Annotated in this window: 16 protein-coding genes; 10 read left to right on the forward strand and 6 right to left on the reverse strand. The window is 69.3% G+C overall.

Translation table 11 applies throughout. The features are described 5' to 3' along the window. Positions 1-325 precede the first annotated feature (325 nt). Together HWX25_RS07675 and metG are read left to right on the forward strand one after the other, a co-directional pair. Positions 326-967, forward strand: a complete 642-nt coding sequence (locus HWX25_RS07675) for an OmpA family protein (RefSeq protein WP_059527561.1) — start codon at positions 326-328, stop codon at positions 965-967. Positions 968-1,336: 369 nt separating this feature from the next. Next, complete coding sequence (metG, locus tag HWX25_RS07680; protein ID WP_175907973.1) at positions 1,337-3,493, forward strand: methionine--tRNA ligase; 2,157 nt, start codon at positions 1,337-1,339, stop codon at positions 3,491-3,493. A 111-nt stretch (positions 3,494-3,604) separates the two neighbouring features. Here metG and HWX25_RS07685 read toward each other — a convergent pair whose 3' ends face one another. Both HWX25_RS07685 and HWX25_RS07690 read right to left on the reverse strand, forming a co-directional pair. Beyond that, positions 3,605-7,660 (reverse strand): translocation/assembly module TamB domain-containing protein, encoded by a 4,056-nt coding sequence (locus tag HWX25_RS07685; RefSeq protein ID WP_175907975.1) that lies wholly within the window; start codon positions 7,658-7,660, stop codon positions 3,605-3,607. A gap of 28 nt (positions 7,661-7,688) precedes the next feature. After that, positions 7,689-9,515, reverse strand: a complete 1,827-nt coding sequence (locus HWX25_RS07690) for an autotransporter assembly complex family protein (RefSeq protein ID WP_175907977.1) — start codon at positions 9,513-9,515, stop codon at positions 7,689-7,691. A gap of 252 nt (positions 9,516-9,767) precedes the next feature. Between HWX25_RS07690 and HWX25_RS07695 the strand changes: the two genes are divergently transcribed. The 4 genes from HWX25_RS07695 to panD all read left to right on the forward strand — a co-directional run bounded on the left by HWX25_RS07695 (position 9,768) and on the right by panD (position 12,360). Further along, positions 9,768-9,956 (forward strand): DUF3460 family protein, encoded by a 189-nt coding sequence (locus HWX25_RS07695; RefSeq protein ID WP_044849219.1) that lies wholly within the window; start codon positions 9,768-9,770, stop codon positions 9,954-9,956. Positions 9,957-9,960: 4 nt separating this feature from the next. Then, positions 9,961-10,833 carry a ScpA family protein gene (locus HWX25_RS07700; protein WP_059527573.1) on the forward strand — a complete coding sequence of 291 codons (873 nt, stop codon included), beginning with the start codon at positions 9,961-9,963 and terminating at the stop codon, positions 10,831-10,833. Positions 10,834-11,092: 259 nt separating this feature from the next. Then, the gene (gene panC / locus HWX25_RS07705) at positions 11,093-11,932 is read left to right on the forward strand and encodes a pantoate--beta-alanine ligase (RefSeq protein ID WP_044849221.1); all 840 of its coding nucleotides are present in this window, start codon (positions 11,093-11,095) and stop codon (positions 11,930-11,932) included. A 41-nt stretch (positions 11,933-11,973) separates the two neighbouring features. Next, entirely contained in the window at positions 11,974-12,360 is a 387-nt protein-coding gene (gene panD, locus HWX25_RS07710; protein WP_006484038.1) for an aspartate 1-decarboxylase, read from the forward strand. 150 nt (positions 12,361-12,510) lie between these two features. Here panD and HWX25_RS07715 read toward each other — a convergent pair whose 3' ends face one another. From HWX25_RS07715 to HWX25_RS07730, 4 genes are all read right to left on the reverse strand, one after another. Continuing rightward, positions 12,511-13,170, reverse strand: a complete 660-nt coding sequence (locus HWX25_RS07715) for a ParA family protein (protein WP_175907979.1) — start codon at positions 13,168-13,170, stop codon at positions 12,511-12,513. Positions 13,171-13,297: 127 nt separating this feature from the next. Then, a complete protein-coding gene (locus HWX25_RS07720) occupies positions 13,298-13,711 on the reverse strand; it encodes a DoxX family protein (protein WP_175907981.1) in 414 nt (137 codons plus the stop codon). A 164-nt stretch (positions 13,712-13,875) separates the two neighbouring features. Continuing rightward, positions 13,876-14,016 (reverse strand): hypothetical protein, encoded by a 141-nt coding sequence (locus HWX25_RS07725; protein WP_175907982.1) that lies wholly within the window; start codon positions 14,014-14,016, stop codon positions 13,876-13,878. Positions 14,017-14,098: 82 nt separating this feature from the next. After that, positions 14,099-15,601: a cobyric acid synthase gene (locus tag HWX25_RS07730; protein WP_175907984.1), complete on the reverse strand. Its 1,503-nt coding sequence runs from the start codon at positions 15,599-15,601 to the stop codon at positions 14,099-14,101. Between the two features lie 75 nt (positions 15,602-15,676). On the opposite strand from HWX25_RS07730, the gene cobU reads away from it, so the two are divergent. From cobU to HWX25_RS07750, 4 genes are read left to right on the forward strand one after another with little or no spacing between them, the layout of a single operon-like run. Next, positions 15,677-16,237, forward strand: coding sequence for a bifunctional adenosylcobinamide kinase/adenosylcobinamide-phosphate guanylyltransferase (gene cobU, locus HWX25_RS07735; protein ID WP_059528305.1), 561 nt, complete (start codon positions 15,677-15,679; stop codon positions 16,235-16,237). Beyond that, positions 16,231-17,175 (forward strand): adenosylcobinamide-phosphate synthase CbiB, encoded by a 945-nt coding sequence (gene cbiB, locus HWX25_RS07740; protein ID WP_175907986.1) that lies wholly within the window; start codon positions 16,231-16,233, stop codon positions 17,173-17,175. Before cobU ends, cbiB begins: the two co-directional genes overlap by 7 nt. After that, positions 17,168-18,187: a threonine-phosphate decarboxylase CobD gene (gene cobD / locus HWX25_RS07745; RefSeq protein WP_175907988.1), complete on the forward strand. Its 1,020-nt coding sequence runs from the start codon at positions 17,168-17,170 to the stop codon at positions 18,185-18,187. Before cbiB ends, cobD begins: the two co-directional genes overlap by 8 nt. Continuing rightward, positions 18,184-19,101, forward strand: a complete 918-nt coding sequence (locus HWX25_RS07750) for a cobalamin-binding protein (RefSeq protein WP_059820251.1) — start codon at positions 18,184-18,186, stop codon at positions 19,099-19,101. The genes cobD and HWX25_RS07750 overlap by 4 nt, the downstream gene beginning before the upstream one ends. The last annotated feature ends 44 nt before the right edge of the window (positions 19,102-19,145 follow it).

Genomic DNA, 19,145 nt, shown 5'->3' on the forward strand with positions numbered 1-19,145 from the left:
CTCGCGCAAACGTCAAAAAATATCAAATAACGCTGCGAAAATCGGGAAAAGTGAAAGAATCTGTTGCACGCCATTGCGCGAACGCGCGCGTCGGAGCAATCTTCGCGTGCGGCATGCTATGGGGCCAAATCGGCCGCCAACCGCCTATATTGTAGAGGCTGATGCGTCGCCCTGTCCGGAACAGCCCCGCTGGCGAACAGGGCATGCAGCCGCCTCGGCGGCTGCCGCGAGCACGGGCCTGCCCTTCCTTTTTCGGGCGTCCGTGCAGGGAGCCGTAACTGTTGTTTGTCGTTGTCGACTCGTTCAACCAAGAGAGGAATCCAAGATGAACATGAAAATCGCGACTCGCCTGTCCGTCTTCGCACTCGCCGGCGCGCTGCTGGCAGGCTGCGCCACGCAGCAAGGCAACAATACGGCCGTCGGCACCGGCACGGGTGCGGCGCTGGGCGCGGGCATCGGCGCGCTGGCCGGTGGCGGCAAGGGCGCGGCGATCGGCGCGGGCGTCGGCGCACTGGTCGGCGGCGTGACGGGTTACAACTGGCAAGCGATCAAGAACAAGCTCGCGCCGTCGGCAGCCAAGACGGGCACGCAGGTCACCGAGCAGCCGGACGGCTCGCTGAAGCTGAACGTGCCGAGCTCGGTGACGTTCGCGACGAACCAGTACGCGATCACGCCGGCCTTCACGCCGCTGCTGAACGACCTGGCGACGACGCTGAACCAGAACCCGCAAGTGACGGCATCGATCGTCGGCTACACGGACAGCACGGGCTCGGCACAGCTGAACCAGACGCTGTCGCAGAACCGTGCGCAGAGCGTCGTGAACGCGCTGGTGCAGCGCGGTGTCGCCGGCGGCCGCCTGTCGGCACAAGGCATGGGCCCGTCGAACCCGATCGCGGACAACGCGACCGAAGCCGGCCGTGCGCAGAACCGCCGCGTCGAGATCTACCTGCGCGCAGCACAGCAGTAAGCATCGCCGCGAGAGGAGGGAACGGGGGCGCGCGCCCCCGTCGCACAAGGCTTCCCGCGGGGCCCGTAACAAATCGAAAAAAATTTCGAACTTCTGTCTCGGCCCGCGGTCTCTCTTTACGGTACGCGGCTGGCGCAGCCGGCGCGTCACCATTCTCCTCTTGTCGTTGTTGCTCCGGGGCCGTATCCGCCCCGGTTTTTTTTGCCCGGAATTTGCGTGCTGCGCCGCAGCATCACGCCGCCGGGCACGCCGCCACGGCGGCCCCGCCCCCTCCGGCGCCCGGTCCATGGCGCCCGCGCCGGCTGACCTGCCCGCGCCCCTGCTAGAATCGCAGTTTCCGTCGTTTCCCGCCGTTCTTCTATAGACCCTATGTCCGCATCCGACCTCACTTCCGTGCAGGCCGCGGCGCCGCAAGGCAGCCGCCAGATCCTCGTTACGTCCGCACTGCCCTATGCCAACGGCCAGATTCATATCGGCCATCTGGTCGAGTACATCCAGACCGACATCTGGGTGCGGACGCTGCGAATGCACGGCCATGAGGTCTACTACATCGGCGCCGACGACACGCACGGCACGCCGGTCATGTTGCGCGCGGAGAAGGAAGGCCTCACGCCGAAGCAGCTGATCGACCGCGTGTGGACCGAGCACAAGCGCGATTTCGACAGCTTCGGCGTGTCGTTCGACAACTTCTACTCGACCGACTCGGACGAGAACCGCGTGCTGAGCGAGAAGATCTACCTCGCGCTGAAGGACAACGACCTGATCGCCGAGCGCGAGATCGAGCAGGCATACGACCCGGTCAAGGAAATGTTCCTGCCGGATCGCTTCATCAAGGGCGAATGCCCGAAGTGCCACGCGAAGGACCAGTACGGCGACAACTGCGAAGTGTGCGGTTCGACCTACCTGCCGACCGACCTGCTGAACCCGTATTCGGTCGTGTCCGGTGCGACGCCGGTGCGCAAGACGTCGACGCACTACTTCTTCCGCCTGTCGGACCCGCGCTGCGAGTCGTTCCTGCGCGAGTGGGTCAGCGGCCTCGCCCAGCCCGAAGCCACCAACAAGATGCGCGAGTGGCTCGGCGACGCCGGCGAAGCCCGCCTCGCCGACTGGGACATCTCGCGCGACGCGCCGTACTTCGGCTTCGAGATCCCGGGCGCGCCCGGCAAGTACTTCTACGTGTGGCTCGACGCGCCGGTCGGTTATTACGCGAGCTTCAAGAACCTGTGCGACCGCAAGGGCATCGACTTCGACGCGTGGATCCGGTCGGGCTCGACCGCCGAGCAGTACCACTTCATCGGCAAGGACATCCTGTATTTCCACACGCTGTTCTGGCCGGCGATGCTCGAGTTCTCGGGCCATCGCACGCCGACCAACGTGTTCGCGCACGGCTTCCTGACGGTCGACGGCGCGAAGATGTCGAAGTCGCGCGGCACGTTCATCACCGCGCAGAGCTACATCGACACCGGCCTCAACCCGGAATGGCTGCGCTACTACTTCGCCGCGAAGCTGAACGCGACGATGGAAGACATCGACCTGAACCTCGACGACTTCCAGGCGCGCGTGAACAGCGATCTCGTTGGCAAGTACGTCAACATCGCGAGCCGTGCGGCCGGCTTCCTGCTCAAGCGCTTCGACGGCCGCGTGCAGGACAGCGCGATGAACCATCCGCTCGTCGCGAAGCTGCGCGATGCGATTCCCGCGATCGCCGCGCACTACGAAGCGCGCGAATACAGCCGTGCGCTGCGCCAGACGATGGAACTCGCCGACGAAGTGAACGCATACGTCGACGGCGCGAAGCCGTGGGAACTCGCGAAGGATCCGGCCAATGCGGTCGCCCTCCACGAAACCTGCAGCGTGAGCCTCGAGGCGTTCCGCCTGCTGTCGCTCGCGCTGAAGCCGGTGATGCCGCGCGTGGCCGAAGCCGTCGAGGCCTTCTTCGGGATCGCGCCGCTCACGTGGGTCGATGCCACGAAGCCGCTGTCGTCCACGCAACCGATCAAGGCGTACCAGCACCTGATGACGCGGGTCGATCCGAAGCAGATCGACGCGCTGCTCGCCGCGAACCGCGATTCGCTGCAGGCCGAGGCCTCCGGCGCCGCTGCCGCGGCCACGGCCAACGCCGCGAAGGAAGGCAAGAACGCCAAGGCGAACGCGAAGGCGGCCGCTGCGAACGGCGCCGACGACGGTCCGATCTCGATCGACGATTTCGCGAAGGTCGACCTGCGCATCGCGAAGATCGTCGCGTGCCAGGCCGTCGAAGGCTCGGACAAGCTGCTGCAGCTCACGCTCGACATCGGCGAGGAAAAGACCCGCAACGTGTTCTCGGGCATCAAGTCCGCGTACCAGCCCGAGCAGCTCGTCGGCAAGCTGACGGTGATGGTCGCGAACCTCGCGCCGCGCAAGATGAAGTTCGGGCTGTCCGAAGGGATGGTGCTCGCCGCGTCGGCTGCCGACGAGAAGGCCGAGCCGGGCCTCTACATCCTCGAGCCGCACAGCGGCGCGAAGCCCGGCATGCGCGTGAAGTAAGCCGCACGCACGGCCGCTTGCACGAGAAAGCCCCGCACCGATGTGTGCGGGGCTTTTTTATGTTCGCAACGGGGACCGCGCGACGGCGGTGCGAGCCGGCGCGCGGCATCGTCACCGCTGGCTGAACCAGCGATCGAAGCGCCGCGTGTAGTTCAGGTCGACGCCCTGGAACGTGCCGCCATACGCCGACACCGACCAGAAGCGCGTCAGGTTGATCGTCGCCTTGAACGCGTTGCTCGCCGATTGCAGCCCTTGCTCGTAACCGAGCACGAAGCGCTCGTTGATCGCCTTCGAGATCTGCACGACCTGTGCGTCGGTGAGGCCGACGTCGCTGCGGCCAATCGAGAACTCGTCGAGACCGATGCTTTGCGCGACGCGCCTGCCGGTCGCGCTGCCAAGCAGCCCGAGCGCGGCGGTCATCGCATTCTGCTGGCCGACGTTGTTGCCCTGGTCGGTGCCGTGCCCGAACAGCAGCCACGACAGCTTTTCGTTGTCGGTGACGTTCGGCTCGGACACGAGCTTGACCGTCGGCGACTGAATCGTGCCGGTGACCTGCACGCCGGCCTCGACCTCCTGGTTGCGCCGCATCGCGAGGATGTTCACGCCCGGATTCGACACGGGGCCGTTGAACGTGAAGAAGCCGTTCTCGACCGCGAGCTTGCGGCCGAACGACGTATACGTCGACCCTTCCGTCACGCGCACGTTGCCGACCGCGCGCAGCGGCACGCCCGGCGCGCTCATCACGGTGATCGTGCCGCGCAGCCCGAGATCCGCGCCGTGCCCCTTGAAGCGGAAGTTGTTGCCGAGGCCGATGTCGATGTTCGCGCGCGGCGCGAGCGACGGCGCCGGCTTGTCCTCGACCTTCTGCGGCTTCGCGACCGCCGTGCCGGTCGGCGTCTCGCCGCGCACCGTCCCGTCCGGCCGCACCACGACGACATCGTCGGACAAGTGCGGCGCCGCGTCTTCCGGCAGGTCGAACAACGCACGGTCGACGACGAACTTGCCGTCGATCGACAGCGCGCCGCGCGGCCCGTCGTTCGCGACGGTCGCCTTGCCCGACAGCGACAGCTTGCGGTCCGGCGCCGCGAACAGTTCGAGCTTGTCCGCGACGATGCTCGCGGTCAGGTCCGGCGCCTCACCGTCGAGACGCACACGGCCGATCGCGCGCAGCGTGCCGTCGCCGCCGTGGAACTCGACCTGCTGGAATTCGACGAGGTTCTCCGCGAGCTTCACGCGCACGATGCCGTCCTTCAACTGCACGCCCTGGTCGACGAGCGTCGCGGACAGATCGTCGCCCGTCAGCATGCCCGACACGTTCGGCTTCACCGGCGTGCCCGCGATCGTCAGCTTCAGCGCCGCGCGCCCGCCGAGCAGGTAGCTCGGCCCGAACAGGTTGCCGGTCGACTTCAGCGACGGGATGTCGGCGTCGATGCGGCCCGACAGCGGGCCGTCGTCGACGACGCCGAACACGCCGTCGCGCAGCGCGAACGGCACGGTGACGTTCGCGTCGAGCGTGCCGACCCGGTTCGCCTTCGCGAGCGCCACCACGTTGAGCCGGTTGCCCGGTGCAAAGCTCGCGCGCGCGGACAGGTCGGTCAGCCCGAGCGACGCGATGCCGCGCCCGGTCTCGATCGTCACGTCGCCGCCGCGCCGCTTCAACTGCACGTAGCCCGTCGCGTTCGCGCCGAGCGAGAAATCCCAGTCGGCATCGAGCACGACGTCGGTGCGCACCGGCGGCCGCTGGCCCGTCAACTCCTGGCGGATCTCGAGGAAGCGCGCGACCGACGCGCCGCGCACGGCGCCGGCCGAGCGCATCTGCCCGTGATCGAACACGAACGACTTCAGGTCGATCGCCGCGCCTTCGAGCGTGAGCCGCGTCGCGCCGAGCGTCACGCGGCCGGCGCCGGCCGACACGGCAAGCGGCGCCTGCAGCGCCACCGACGGCGTGCCGCGGTTCGCGAGGCGCGTGACGGTACCGTCCCAGCGCATCCCGTCGCGATTCTCGACCACGCCGCCGTTCGCCGCGAGCGTCAGGTCGATCACGCGGCCGCCGGCGGTCCCGATCGCCGACGCGTCGAGCGTGTGCTTCGCGCGCGTGCCGTCGAGGTTCGCGCGCAGCGATTTCAATTGCAGCGAGCCGAGCGCGATGTCGGTCGCATCGGCCGTGAACACGAGCGCACCGTGCGCGCCGTCGCGGATGTCGGCGCGCCCCTGCGCGGCACCGATCCGGTTCGAGCCGACCACGACGTGCTGGGCCTTGTAGGTGCCCGTCACGTTCGGATGCGCGAAGCTGCCGGTCAGCTCGCCCTGCGCCTGCACGAGCCCCTGCACGCCGAAGCCGAGCCGGTCGAGCTCGGGCGCGTCGACGACGAAGCGCAGCCGGTCGCCCGGCGCGCCGAAACTGCCGCGCAGATCGACGTGGTTGCCCGCGATCGACAGGTTCGCGTTGCTCGGCAGGATCCGCGCGCCGACGAGCTGCACGACGCCCGCGCCGGTCAGCGGCACGCCGTCGTAGAGGCTGTCGCCGAGCTTGAAGGTCGCCTTCGTCGACACCTGCGGCGCGAACGCGCCGGAGGCCGTCAGCGTGCCCGATACGCGCGTCTCGCCGCGCCGGGCCGGCGCCTTCGCGGTCGCCTTCGCCGCTTTGGCGGCCGGCTTGCCGCCGCCCGCGCCCGGCGCGCGCATCGCGGCGAGCAGCAGCGGATCGAACGCGGTCAGCGTCGCCTTCGCGTCGTAGCTCGAATGCGCGTCGTGGCGGAACACGCCGGTCAGGTCGATACGGCCCTTGCCCGCCGTCACGCGCGCATCGGTCAGCACCGTCTGCTGCTGCGTCAGCGCGACCTTCGCGCGCGCGCCGAGCGCGAGCTTCGGATCGTTCAGGTTGAAGTCGACGGTCGTCACGTCGCCTGCGAGCGTCACGCCGAGCGGGCCGCCGAGGCGCATCGGCCGCAACTCGGCGACGAATGCATTGAGGTCGAGGTTCGCGACCTTCAGGTCGAAGCGGCCCTTGCCGCCGGTCAGCGCGCCGTTGCCGGTCACGCTGCCGTCGCGGATCAGTTTCAGCGCGAGGCCGTCGATCCGCTGCGCGTGTGCGTCGAGATTGACGGTCGCATGTGCGTCGACGACGGGCAGCAGGTGCTCGCCGAGCGTGCCGGGCTTCGCGTTGACGATCGACACCGGGCCGGTCACCGCGAATCCCTTCGCCGGTGCGGCACCGGCCGGCGCGGTCACGGGCGCCAGCTCCGCGCGCACCGCGAGATCGGCGGCCGGCGCGCCCGGCGCGATCGCCTGCGGGTTCACGTGATCGAACGCGAGCGACGCGCGCGTGAGCGGCACCGCGCCGAACGGTGCGGCCTCGACGTGCGCGCGCCCGTTCAGCTTCATCCCGCTCGCGGCGACGTCGGCGACGAGCGCTTCGAGCGAACCCGATACGTTCGCGCTCGCGTTGACCGGTTCGTTCGCGAGCTTGCCCACGTAGGTCGCGTTGCCCGTCAGCGCGAACGGCTTCACGCCGTCGAGCTTCGCGCGCGCGGTCAGCGCGCCGTACGGCGTGTCGACACCGTCGAGCGCAAGTTCATGGTGGCGGCCGTCGCTGCGGCCGTTCAGCGCGAGATGGTCGAGCTGCGTCGTCGACCCGCCTTCGTGAATCGCCAGGTGATCGACACGCAGATCGTCGATCCGCAACTGCAGCGGCAGGCGCAGGTCCTGCGGCGTCGTGCTCGGCGTCGACGGCCCCGGCGCGATCCGCACGTCGATCGTGCCCGCGCGAAGATAGTCGACGGACAACCGCCACGGCGCGCGGGTCAGCGCCCAGCGGCCGTCGAGCCGGTCGATCCGCACTTCGGTGCCGGCGCCGCCGGGGCTCGTCCACGCGAAGCCGCGCAACCGCACGCCCGTCGCGAGCGCGCCGCCTTCCAGCGTGCCCGCCAGCCGGCCGCCCAGCACGCGCACGGCCGTCTGCCACGCGAGCCGCGTGCCGCGCTCGGTCGTCGCCGCGGCCAGCACGAGCCCGGCCGCCAGCACGGCGAGCAGCACGACCGTCACGAGCGTCCACGCGACGATCCGGCCCGCACGCACGCGGCGCCGCGCGCGCGGCGGCGCGTCGGGCGCGCGCTCGGGCGAGTCCGGATCGTGAGGCGGCGGCGTGTCGTTCGGATCCTTCGTCATGCGGTTCGTCGTGGCTCGTGCAACAAGGTCAGAAAGCGATGCCGAGCGTCAGGTACGGGCGCACGCTGTGGTTGCGCAGTCCGTACGCGACGTCGACGTTGATCGGGCCGACGGGGCTGCGCCAGCGCGCGCCGATGCCGACGCCCGGGTAGAACACCTTCTCGCCCCACGCATCGGTCGCGGTGCCGATGTCGAAGAAGGTCGCGGCGCCCCAGTCGCGATTGAACCAGTGCTGGTATTCGGCGGTGCCCGTCATCAGGTACTTGGTCGGCAGCACGGAGCCGTCGACGCTGTTGCCGATGCTCTGGTAGCCGTAGCCGCGCACCGAATTCGAGCCGCCCGCGCGAAACAGCAGCGACGCCGGCACACCGGCCGAGCTGCCGCTCGTGAACACGCCGCCGAGCTCCGCGCGGAACACGAACAGGTCGCGCTTGCCGATCGGCACGTACTGCTGGCCGCGCGCGTAGCCGCGGATGAAGGTCTGGTCGGTCAACACGCCCTTGATCGCGAAGCCGGCCTCCGCGTGGATCAGGTTGCCCGAGCGCGGGAACAACGGATCGTCGACGTTGCGGCGCGTCCATGCCCACTGCGGCACCAGCGCGCGGCTGGTGGTCGGGCCGGCGCCGTTCTGGTCGAGCCGGTCCTGGTAGAACATCAGCGAATACGCGTAGTCGATGAACTGACCGGTGCGGGTGCGCTGCGCGCCGATCCGCGCGCTGTAGATCCGGGTATCGGACACGTTGGTGTTCGTGTACGACGCGAGCACGCTGTTGGTCCAGCCTTTCTCGCCGGGCGGCATCGACAGTTGGACCTGGCCGTACTGCTGGATCTGGTCGAGCCGGCCGGACACGGTGAGCGGCCACGCGGCGCCGAACGTGTCGAGATACGTGTAGGAGCCCTGCACATGCGGGCCCGTATCGGTCGCGTAGCCGACGCCACCGCGAATGTTGTTGTACGGAAACTCGCTGACCTTCACGTGCACGGGCGTGCGCTCGGGCTTCGCCGTATCGTCGCCGACGTCGATCGCGACGCTCGCGTAGTACGGCGTGTTCTGCAGCTGCCGCTGCAGCTCGGTGATCCGCTGCACGTCGTAGATCTCGCCTTCCGACAGCGGATTGACGTTCGTGACGATTTTTTCCGGATAGCGGCGCACGCCGTCGACGTCGACCTTGCCGATCGTAAACGTCGGGCCGCTGTCGAACGTGACGGCCAGCGTCGCGCGCTGCGTGCGCGGATCGACGCGCGCTTCCGACGACGCGATCTTCGCGCCCAGGTAGCGGCGCGACTGCAACTGCCTGAGCGCCGCCCCTTTCGCGCCGTCCCAGTCGGACTGCGTGAACGGGTCGCCCGGCTTCAGCGAGAACGCGAAGCGGGTCGCGGCCTCCTGCTTCGGATCCTCGGTCTCGACCGGGCCCTTGAACGCCAGGTCGACCGTCGACACGACGGTCTGCGGCCCCGGATCGACCGCGACGCGCACGTCACGCTTGCCGTCGCGCGTGCGCACGTCGGTGCGCACGACCGGCGAGAAATAGCCGGCCGTCGCGGTCAGGTCGCGCACCTGCTGCGGCGTGGCGGTCACGAGGAAGTCGAACTGGTCGTCGCTGATGTCGTCGCGCTTGGCGAAGCGCGCGATGTCGAGATGGGCCTCGAGGAGCTTGCGGATCGCGCGCGGCGAGTCGATCTCGACGTCGTACTTCGCATACGCTGGCAGCACGAAGCACGCGGCGACACAGCCCGCGAGGGCCGCCCGGGCCGCCGCGCCGGCGCCACGCCGCGCGCGACGACCGTGGTGACGCGCCGCGCGCGGGCTCGCCTCATGCGCCGTATGTGCCTGCTGGTTCACCTGACCCGCCAAATATGACCTCGTCCTCGGTTGGTGATTTTGTGGAAAACCCCGTATTTGACCACAGGGCGGCGGCGCTGCCCGCACGGGCGCCGCTTTGACGCCTGGACGCAACGCGACGCGCGCGGGGCCGGCCGGACGCGCCGCGGGTGTCGGCCAGCGGATTCGACGCGCGATTGCCGCCGGCTGTTCCCCGCTATGCGGTAAAATCCCGCCATCGCGAACCCGGCGCATCGTGCGCCGCCCGAAACGGAAAGCCAAGCCATGCCGTATCAGTCCGACGTCACGCAATTCCTGAATCAGCTCAAGCAACAGAAGCCGACGCTCGAAGAAGAGCAGCGCAAGGGCCGCTCGCTGCTGTGGGACAAGCAGCCGATCGACCTCGACGAGCGCGCCGAGCAGCAGGAATCGCGCGTGAAGCAAACGTCCTACGTCTACTACCAGAACTTCTGACGACGTGAGCGCCGCCGACGAGGCCAGCGCCGCCCGGCAGGACGACGCGATCGCGGCGCCTGCGGGCGCCGATTCGACGCCCGACACGGTCGACGGAGTCGCGGCGTTCGCGCGTCTGTACGGCGAGCCGCTCTTCAAGCTGCCGCAGGATCTCTACATCCCGCCCGATGCGCTCGAGGTGTTCCTCGAGACGTTCGAAGGCCCGCTCGATTTGCTGCTGTACCTGATCCGCAAGCAGAACTTCAACGTGCTCGACATCCCGATGGCGCAGGTCACCGCGCAATATCTGGGCTACGTCGACCAGATCCGCACGTCGAACCTCGAGCTGGCGGCCGAATACCTGCTGATGGCCGCGATGCTGATCGAGATCAAGTCGCGGATGCTGCTGCCGGTCAAGAAGGCCGATACCGGCGAGGAAGCCGAGGATCCGCGCGCGGAACTCGTGCGCCGCCTGCTCGAATACGAGCAGATGAAGCTCGCCGCGCAACGCCTCGACCAGCTGCCGCAGCTCGGCCGCGACTTCCTGCGCGCCGAGGTCTACATCGAGCAGAGCATCACGCCGCGCTTCCCGGACGTCGATTCGGACGACCTGCGCGCCGCGTGGGCCGACGTGCTCAAACGCGCGAAGCTCGTCCAGCACCACAAGATCTCCCGCGAGGAGCTGTCGGTACGCGAACACATGAGCCTGATCCTGCGACGGCTGCAGAACGCACGCTTCATGGAGTTCGCCGACCTGTTCGACACGTCGCGCGGCGTGCCGGTCGTCGTCGTGAACTTCATCGCGATGCTCGAACTCGCGCGCGAATCGCTCGTCGAGATCACGCAGGCCGAACCGTTCGCGCCGATCTACGTGCGCCTCGCGTACCTGCCCGCGTAACGCGCGCCGCCGCGCCCGCGTCACCCCCGCACACCGAAACACACCGCATCCCGCCGCCGGGCCCGCCCACGCGGCTCGCTCGCGGTGCGCCCGACCAAAAAGTGAACGATCGTACTTTTTTCGATGCGTCCGGCGGCCAAATCCTCTACAATCCGCCGACGCCCGATGCGCCGCCCGCGCGCCGGCGTTCTCCGCTTCGACCCCGACGCCGCTGTTGCGGCGCCAACGCGCGCCTGCGCGAGGAACCCGCTACCCGATCATGAAAGTCATCAGCTCGATCCAGGAACTGCGCGACCAGTTGCGCGGCCAGAACCGCACGGCGTTCGTGCCGACGATGGGCAACCTGCACGAAGGTCACCTGTCGTTGATGCGCCTCGCGCGCCAGCACGGCGACCCGGTCGTGGCGAGCATCTTCGTCAACCGGCTGCAGTTCGGCCCGAACGAGGATTTCGACAAATATCCGCGCACGCTCCAGGACGACATCGAGAAGCTGCAGAAGGAAAACGTCTACGTGCTGTTCGCGCCGACCGAGCGCGACATGTATCCGGAGCCGCAGGAGTACCGCGTGCTGCCGCCCGACGACCTCGGCGGGATCCTCGAAGGCGAGTTCCGCCCGGGCTTCTTCGCCGGCGTGTGCACGGTCGTCACCAAGCTGATGTCCTGCGTGCAGCCGCGCGTCGCGGTGTTCGGCAAGAAGGATTACCAGCAGCTGATGATCGTGCGCCGCATGTGCCAGCAACTCGCACTGCCGGTCGAGATCATCGCCGCCGAGACGGTGCGCGACGAGGACGGCCTCGCGCTGTCGTCGCGCAACCGCTACCTGACGACCGACGAGCGCAAGGAAGCGCCCGAACTCGCGAAGACGCTGCAGCGCGTGCGCGACAGCGTGCTCGGCGGCGAGCGCGACCTCGGCACGCTCGAGCAGCACGCGCGCACGCACCTGGCCGAGCGCGGCTGGGCGCCCGACTACATCGCGATCCGCCGCCGCGCGAACCTGATCGCGCCGAGCGCCGCCGAACTCGAAGCCGGCGAGCCGCTCGTCGTGCTCGCGGCCGCGAAACTCGGCGCGACGCGCCTGATCGACAACCTGGAAATCTGACGGGCCGCCCGCCCTCGCCTCTCACGCATCACGGAGATACCATGCAGCGCCATATGCTCAAATCGAAGATCCACCGCGCGGCCGTCACGCACTGCGAGCTGCATTACGAAGGCTCGTGCGCGATCGACGAAGACCTGCTCGAAGCAGCGGGCCTCATCGAAAACGAACGGATCGACATCTGGAACATCAACAACGGCGAGCGCTTCTCGACGTACGCGATCAAGGGCGAGCGCGGCAGCGGGATGATTTCGCTGAACGGCTCGGCGGCGCGCCGCGCGCAACTCGGCGACCTCGTGATCATCGCGGCGTTCGCGATGGTCGATGAAGCCGAGCTGCAGGCCGGCTGGAAGCCGAAGCTCGTGTTCATCGACGAAGGCAACAAGATCAAAGGCCATCGCGATCACGTGCCGACGCAGAACTGGACCTGATTCACGCGGCGGCCGGCGTGTCGTGCCGCGCCATGACGGCCACCGCGCAGTCGCCCATGCGGGAAGGGCCTGATCCGTCACGATGCCGGATCAGGCCCTTCTTCATTCACCCTGCTGTAATTGGCCTCGTCGGCGTCCGGCCCTCGGCAATCAAGACGCCTTGGCGACCTTCTCCGCTTTCGGCGCGCGACGCTCGGCCCATTCGACGATCGGCCGCCACTGTTCGAGATCCTTCTCGACGCGGCTTTTCGCGACGTCCCACAGCGTCAGGCCGTGCGCGGCGATCTGCACGTAGTTCTGCGTGTCGCGCACGTAGCCGAGCACCGGCAGCCCGAGCCCTTCGACGAAACGGTGCAGCTGGTCGGACGAGCGCGTGCGCGCGTCGACCCGCATCCCGACGATCCCGACCTCCACGCTGCCCTTGCGCACCGCCTTCTCGCCGGCCAGGCGCTCCAGAAACTGCTGGGTCGCGAGAATATCGAACATCGACGGCTGCAGCGGCACGATCACCTTGTCGGCGAGCTGCAGCGCGACGTTGAGCCGGTTGCCGTGCAGGCCGGCCGGCGTGTCGATCACCGCATATTCGAGGCCGCGCGGCGGCTTCGACGGCGCGTCCGGATCGAGATCCCACGCCTCGATCGCCGGCAGGTCGGCCGGCCGCAGGTCGAGCCACGCATGCGCGGACTGCTGCCGGTCCAGATCGGCGAGCGCGACCCATGCGCCCTGCGCCGCGAAATAGCCGGCAAGATTGGTGGACAGCGTGCTTTTCCCCACGCCGCCCTTCGGATTCGCCACCACGATGACCGTCATGAATTCCCCCGAAAAAGCCACGCGGCGCCTGCCGCCTGGCAAGCGCCGCTCGATTGCGGATACAGGGAGCGATGATATCGGCAAACGGGGTGTCACCGGAACGGGTTGCGCCGATGCCCGCCCTCTTTTATGCGGTTCGCGTCGCGGCACGCGGTGCGCCGAGCGCGAACGCGCCGCCGCCCAGCAGCGCCTGCACGGCCAACGTGACGGCCCAGAACGCCGGATATTCCCAGCCGCCGTTGGGCGACGCGAAGCTCCAGCCGTTGGGCAGATGCGCGGACACCGCGCCGAGCATGAACGGCAGCAGCACCAGCGCGGCGATCCGTACGCGGAAGCCCACGAGCAGCGCAAGGCCGCCGGCCAGCTCGACGAACGTCGTCACATACGCGAGCCAGCCCGGCAGGCCGATCGACGCGAAGAACTGCGCGGTGCCGGGCAGCGTGAAGACGAACACCTTCTGCGCGACGTGCGCGAGGTACAGCACGCCGAGTGCGACGCGCAGAAGCGTCGCGCCGAGATCGTTGAGACGTTGGGAGTTCATGGCGAATTCCTTCATGAGTGGATGAGAATGGATCGCACTCTATTCGAATCGATTCGACCAATAAACACGCGACATGGCTTTAACTGATTCCCAAAAAGAACGAATCGGGTCGTAAAAAAGGGCATGACCGATCATGCCCCGCTGCCCGTACCCGGCTACGGACCTCAGCCGCCGCTCTTGCCCTGCGTGGCGTCACCCGAACCGGCCGGCCCGCCGCCCGGTGCGTACGAGTCACATGCGTGCGCCGCCGCCGACGCGCCCAGCAGCGCCGCGAGCAGCACGCCCAACCACCATCGAGCCTTCATCGTCGCGCTCCTTCGGGCGGACCTCCGCCCATCTGAGTTGTACGCGATCCGCCGCAAAATGCCAGGCCGGGCACGCCCTGCGTCAGCGGAACTCGGCATACAGCGCGCGCAAATCGAGATGCTCGGCGAACGAATCGGCCAGCCGCTCCAGCGACGCCTCGCGCAGCGCCGGGTAGTCGATGCGCTCCGCGCCGTCGAGCCCCGCCCACGCGAGCAGTGCCGCGCACGCGTCGGGCGCGTCGAACAGCCCGTGCACGTAGGTCGCGAGGATCTGCCCGTCGGCCGACCGTGCGCCGTCCGCGCGCACGCCGCCCGGAGCGTCGCCCGTCGCCAGCTCCAGCGCGGGCGTCGCGAGCGCGGGCCCGCGCGTATCGCCCATGTGGATCTCGTAGCCGTGCACGGCGGCCGCGCCGGGCAGCGCGAGATGCCCGGTCACGTTCTTCAGCGTCTTGTCCGGCTGCAGCGTCGTATCGAAATTGAGCAGTCCGAGCCCCGGCACGCTGCCGGGCGCGCCTTCGAGGCCGAGTGGATCGTCCAGTGTGCGGCCGAGCATCTGCATGCCGCCGCAGATGCCGATCACCTTGCCGCCATAGCGCAGATGCCGGCGAATTACCGCGTCCCAGCCCGTGTCGCGCAACCACGCGAGATCGCGCTGCACGCTCTTCGAACCGGGCAGGATCAGCAGGTCGGCATCCGGCACCGGGCCGCTCTTCCAGTACGTGAACTCGACCTGCGGATGCGCGCGCAGCGGGTCGAAATCGGTATGGTTGCTGATCCGCGGCAGCGCGGGCACCACCACGCGCAACACGCCGGCGTCGCCGCGCAAGGCGGCGCTGCGCGCCTGCGACGGCAGCATGTCCTCGGCATCGAGCGTCAATCCGTGCAGGTACGGCAGCACGCCGAACACCGGCTTGCCCGTCTGCGCGCGCAGCCAGTCGAGGCCCGGTTCGAGCAGCTTGATGTCGCCGCGAAAGCGGTTGATCACGAAGCCGCGCACGCGCGCGCGCTCGCTGTCCGACAGGCACGCGAGCGTGCCGACCAGATGCGCGAACACGCCGCCGCGGTCAATATCGGCCACCAGCACGACCGGGCAGTCCACGCGTTCGGCGAAGCCCATGTTCGCGATGTCGCCTTCGCGCAGGTTGATTTCGGCCGGGCTGCCCGCGCCTTCGACGAGCACCGTGTCGTAGCCGGCACGCAGCCGCGCGTACGACTCGAGCACCGCGTCGAACGCGACCGGCTTGTAGTCGTGGTACGCACGCGCATCGAGGTTCATGCGCGCCTTGCCGTGGATGATCACCTGCGCGCCGCGATCGCTCGTCGGCTTCAGCAGCACCGGGTTGAAATCGGTATGCGGCGCGACACCCGCGGCGAGCGCCTGCAACGCCTGCGCGCGGCCGATCTCGCCGCCATCGGCCGTCACCGCGCTGTTCAGCGCCATGTTCTGCGGCTTGAACGGCGCGACGCGCGCGCCCGCGCGACGCGCGAGGCGGCACAGGCCCGCGACGAGCGTGCTCTTGCCGGCGTCGGACGTCGTGCCCTGGATCATCAACGTGCCGCGCGGCTGCGGTTCGGGTGCATTCATCGTATGCAAGGTCGTGGCGAAGCAAAGGCCGCATTATCGCCCGCGCCGCCACGCGCGCGCCGTTACAATCACGCGATGATTCCGCACGACCTCACTTTCGTCCTCGGTGGCGCGCGCTCGGGCAAGAGCGCGCACGCCGAGCGGCTCGCCGCCGACAGCGGCCGCCCCGTCACCTATATCGCGACCGCGGCCGCGACGGCCGCCGATGCCGAATTCGAACGGCGCATCGCGCATCACCGCGCGCGCCGGCCGGCCGACTGGGGCTTCGCCGACGCGCCCGTCGACCTCGCCGGCACGCTCGCGCGGCTCGACGATCCGCGCGCGTGCCTGCTCGTCGACTGCCTGACGCTGTGGCTCACGAACCTGCTGTGTCCGCTGGACGGCGAACCGCTCGACGACGCGCAGTATGCGGCGCAGGTCGAGCGGCTCGAGCACGCGTTGCGCGGTGCGCGCGCGAAGGTGATCGTCGTCAGCAACGAAATCGGGCTCGGCGTCGTGCCGCTCGGGTCGGTCACGCGCCGCTACGTCGACGAACTCGGGCGCCTGAACCAGCGCATCGCCGCGCTCGCGACGCGCGTGACGCTGCTGGTCGCCGGGCTGCCGCTCGAACTCAAGGCCGGAGCCCCGTCATGCTGATGCTGTCGCTGCCGGTCGTCGCGATGCTTGCAGTCGCGGCCGCGATCGTCGATCGCATCGTCGGCGAACCGGCCGGCTGGCATCCGCTCGTCGCGTTCGGCCGGCTCGCCGCGCGCATCGAAGGCGCGCTGAACACGGGCCGGCGCGGCCGCATGGTCGGCGTCGCCGCCTGGCTCGCGGCGGTGGTGCCGCCGGTGGCCGTCGCCGCGTGGCTCGCGGCCGTGCTGCCCTGGACGCTCGCGGCCGCGCTGCACGTCGCGCTGCTGTGGTTCGCGCTCGGCGCGAAAAGCCTCGCCGACCACGTCGCACCGATCGCCGCCGCGCTGCTGCGGCACGACCTCGACGCCGCGCGCGCGCTGACCGCGCGCATCGTATCGCGCGACACCAGCGAAGCCGACGAAGGCGCGCTGTCGCGCGCCGCCGTCGAATCGGCGCTCGAGAACGGCAACGACGCGATCTTCGGCGCGCTCTTCTGGTTCGTCGTCGCGGGCGGCCCCGGCGCGCTGCTGTTTCGGCTCGCGAACACGCTCGACGCGATGTGGGGCTACCGCACGCCGCGCTTCCTGACGTTCGGCTGGGCCGCCGCGCGCCTCGACGACGCGCTCAACTGGATTCCCGCGCGCCTCACCGCCGCGAGCTACGCGCTGCTCGGCGACACGGCCGCAGCATGGCGCTGCTGGCGCACGCAGGCGCGCCACTGGGACAGCCCGAACGCGGGCCCCGTGATGGCCGCGGGCGCCGGCAGCCTGAACGTGCAGCTCGGCGGCCCGGCCGTCTATCACGGCGAAATCGAAGACCGTCCCGCGCTCGGCACCGGCGCGCCGGCGACGGCCATGCACGTCGTCGCCGCGCTGTCGCTCGTCACGCGCACGCTCGCGCTGTGGCTCGCGCTGCTCGTCACGGGCGGCGCACTCATCCTCGCTACCCATCATGTCTGACGCACGCATCCCGCACGGCGGCAACCTGCACGAAGCCGCGCGCCGCCACGGCATTCCGTACGACGCGTGGCTCGACCTGTCGACCGGCATCAATCCGGTCGGCTATCCGGTGCCGCCGGTCCCGGCCGACGCATGGCGCCGGCTGCCCGACGATGGCGATACGCTCGCCGCATGCGCGTCCGGCTACTACCACGCGCCCGATGCCGCGCACGTGCTGCCGGTCGCCGGCAGCCAGGCCGCGATCCGCGCGTTGCCCGCGCTGCTGCCGACCGGCGACGCCGGTGTCGCCGCGCTCGCGTATGGCGAATACGCCCCTGCGTTCGCGCGCCACGGCCATCGCGTCGTCGCGCTCGACATCGGTTCGGACGTGCTGCCCGCGTCGCTGCGTCACGTCATCGTCGGGAATCCGAATAATCCGACCGCCGAATTCGTTCCGACCGAACGGCTGCTCGGCTGGCAGGCGCAGCTGTCGGCACGCGGCGGCACGCTGATCATCGACGAGGCATTCGCGGATACCGGCGCCAACCCGTCGCTCGCGCAGTTCACCGATCGTCCGGGCCTCGTCGTGCTGCGCTCGGTCGGCAAGTTCTTCGGACTCGCCGGCATTCGAGCCGGCTTCGTGCTCGCCCGTCCCGAGCTGGTCGCCGCGCTGCGCGACATGCTCGGCGCGTGGACCGTCAGCGGTCCCGCGCGTCATGCGGTCGCCGCCGCATTCGGCGACCACGCATGGCAGGCCGCCGCGCGCATGCGGCTCGCGGCCGACGGCGAACGCCTCGCCGCACTGCTGCGCATGCACGGCTTCGCGGTGCACGCGACGCCGCTGTTCAGTTGGACCGACGACCCGCGCGCCGCCGCGTTGCACGCGGCGCTCGCCGCACACGGGATCTGGACGCGATACTTTGCACGACCGTCGAGCGTGCGCGTCGGCCTGCCGGGCAACGAAGCCGAATGGCGGCGCTTCGCCGACGCACTCTCGCAGTGTGTTCCGACGCTGCCACAGGCATCCGCATGACCGCCTGCCTGCTCCGCCGGCTGCCGGCCCTCGCATCGCTGATCGCGCTCGCGCATGCGCCCTTCGCTCACGCCGACGTAACGACCCGTGACGATGCCGGCAATACCGTCACGCTGCCCGCACCGGCGCAACGCGTGATCAGCCTCGCGCCGCATGCGACCGAGCTGGTCTACGCGGCCGGCGGCGGTGCGAAACTGGTCGGCACGGTTACGTACAGCGACTACCCGCCCGCCGCGCAGGCGGTGCCGCGTGTCGGCGACAACAAGGCGCTCGACCTCGAGCGAATCGCCGCGCTGAAGCCCGACCTGATCGTCGTCTGGCGACACGGCAACGCCGAGCGGCAAACCGATGCGCTGCGTGCGCTGCACATTCCGCTGTTCTTCAGTGAACCGAAACATCTCGACGACGTGACCACGTCGCTGCGCCGGCTCGGCACGCTGCTCGGCACCGAGCCAGCCGCCGACGCGGCCGCGGCATCGTTCTCGCGCGACATCGCGGCGCTGCGCGCGCGTTACGCGGCACGCCCGCCGGTCACGATGTTCTTCCAGGTATGGGACCGCCCGCTGACGACGCTCAACGGCGCGCATCTGTTCAACGAAGTCATCTCGCTGTGCGGCGGCCGCAACGTGTTCGCGGCGCTGAAACCACTCGCACCGACCGTCACCGACGAAGCCGTGCTCGCGGCGAATCCGGAAGCGATCGTGACGACGAGTGCCGGCGCGACACGTTCGGACGCACCGCTGCCGAGCCTCGCGCGCTGGCGTGCATGGCCCGCGCTGACGGCCGTAGCGCGCAACAACCTGTTCGCGATCGACGGCGATCTGCTGACCCGGCCATCGCCGCGGATCGCGCAAGGCGCGGCCGCATTGTGCGAGGATCTCGACGCCGCGCGAGCGCGGCGGCCGGCGCGCTGATTTCGGGCTTCGATGCCCTTCCGCACGTCAGACGAGCAAGCGGT

This window comes from Burkholderia sp. BCC1640 (assembly GCF_902833125.1).
Classification (GTDB): domain Bacteria; phylum Pseudomonadota; class Gammaproteobacteria; order Burkholderiales; family Burkholderiaceae; genus Burkholderia; species Burkholderia diffusa.

Bases quoted from the DNA above. Each gene is read 5' to 3' on its own strand.
- HWX25_RS07675 (WP_059527561.1), top strand. From the start codon at position 326: ATGAACATGAAAATCGCGACTCGCCTGTCCGTCTTCGCACTCGCCGGC.
- metG (WP_175907973.1), top strand. From the start codon at position 1,337: ATGTCCGCATCCGACCTCACTTCCGTGCAGGCCGCGGCGCCGCAAGGC.
- HWX25_RS07685 (WP_175907975.1), bottom strand. From the start codon at position 7,660: ATGACGAAGGATCCGAACGACACGCCGCCGCCTCACGATCCGGACTCG.
- HWX25_RS07695 (WP_044849219.1), top strand. From the start codon at position 9,768: ATGCCGTATCAGTCCGACGTCACGCAATTCCTGAATCAGCTCAAGCAA.
- panC (WP_044849221.1), top strand. From the start codon at position 11,093: ATGAAAGTCATCAGCTCGATCCAGGAACTGCGCGACCAGTTGCGCGGC.
- panD (WP_006484038.1), top strand. From the start codon at position 11,974: ATGCAGCGCCATATGCTCAAATCGAAGATCCACCGCGCGGCCGTCACG.
- HWX25_RS07715 (WP_175907979.1), bottom strand. From the start codon at position 13,170: ATGACGGTCATCGTGGTGGCGAATCCGAAGGGCGGCGTGGGGAAAAGC.
- HWX25_RS07720 (WP_175907981.1), bottom strand. From the start codon at position 13,711: ATGAACTCCCAACGTCTCAACGATCTCGGCGCGACGCTTCTGCGCGTC.
- HWX25_RS07725 (WP_175907982.1), bottom strand. From the start codon at position 14,016: ATGAAGGCTCGATGGTGGTTGGGCGTGCTGCTCGCGGCGCTGCTGGGC.
- HWX25_RS07730 (WP_175907984.1), bottom strand. From the start codon at position 15,601: ATGAATGCACCCGAACCGCAGCCGCGCGGCACGTTGATGATCCAGGGC.
- cobU (WP_059528305.1), top strand. From the start codon at position 15,677: ATGATTCCGCACGACCTCACTTTCGTCCTCGGTGGCGCGCGCTCGGGC.
- cbiB (WP_175907986.1), top strand. From the start codon at position 16,231: ATGCTGATGCTGTCGCTGCCGGTCGTCGCGATGCTTGCAGTCGCGGCC.
- cobD (WP_175907988.1), top strand. From the start codon at position 17,168: ATGTCTGACGCACGCATCCCGCACGGCGGCAACCTGCACGAAGCCGCG.
- HWX25_RS07750 (WP_059820251.1), top strand. From the start codon at position 18,184: ATGACCGCCTGCCTGCTCCGCCGGCTGCCGGCCCTCGCATCGCTGATC.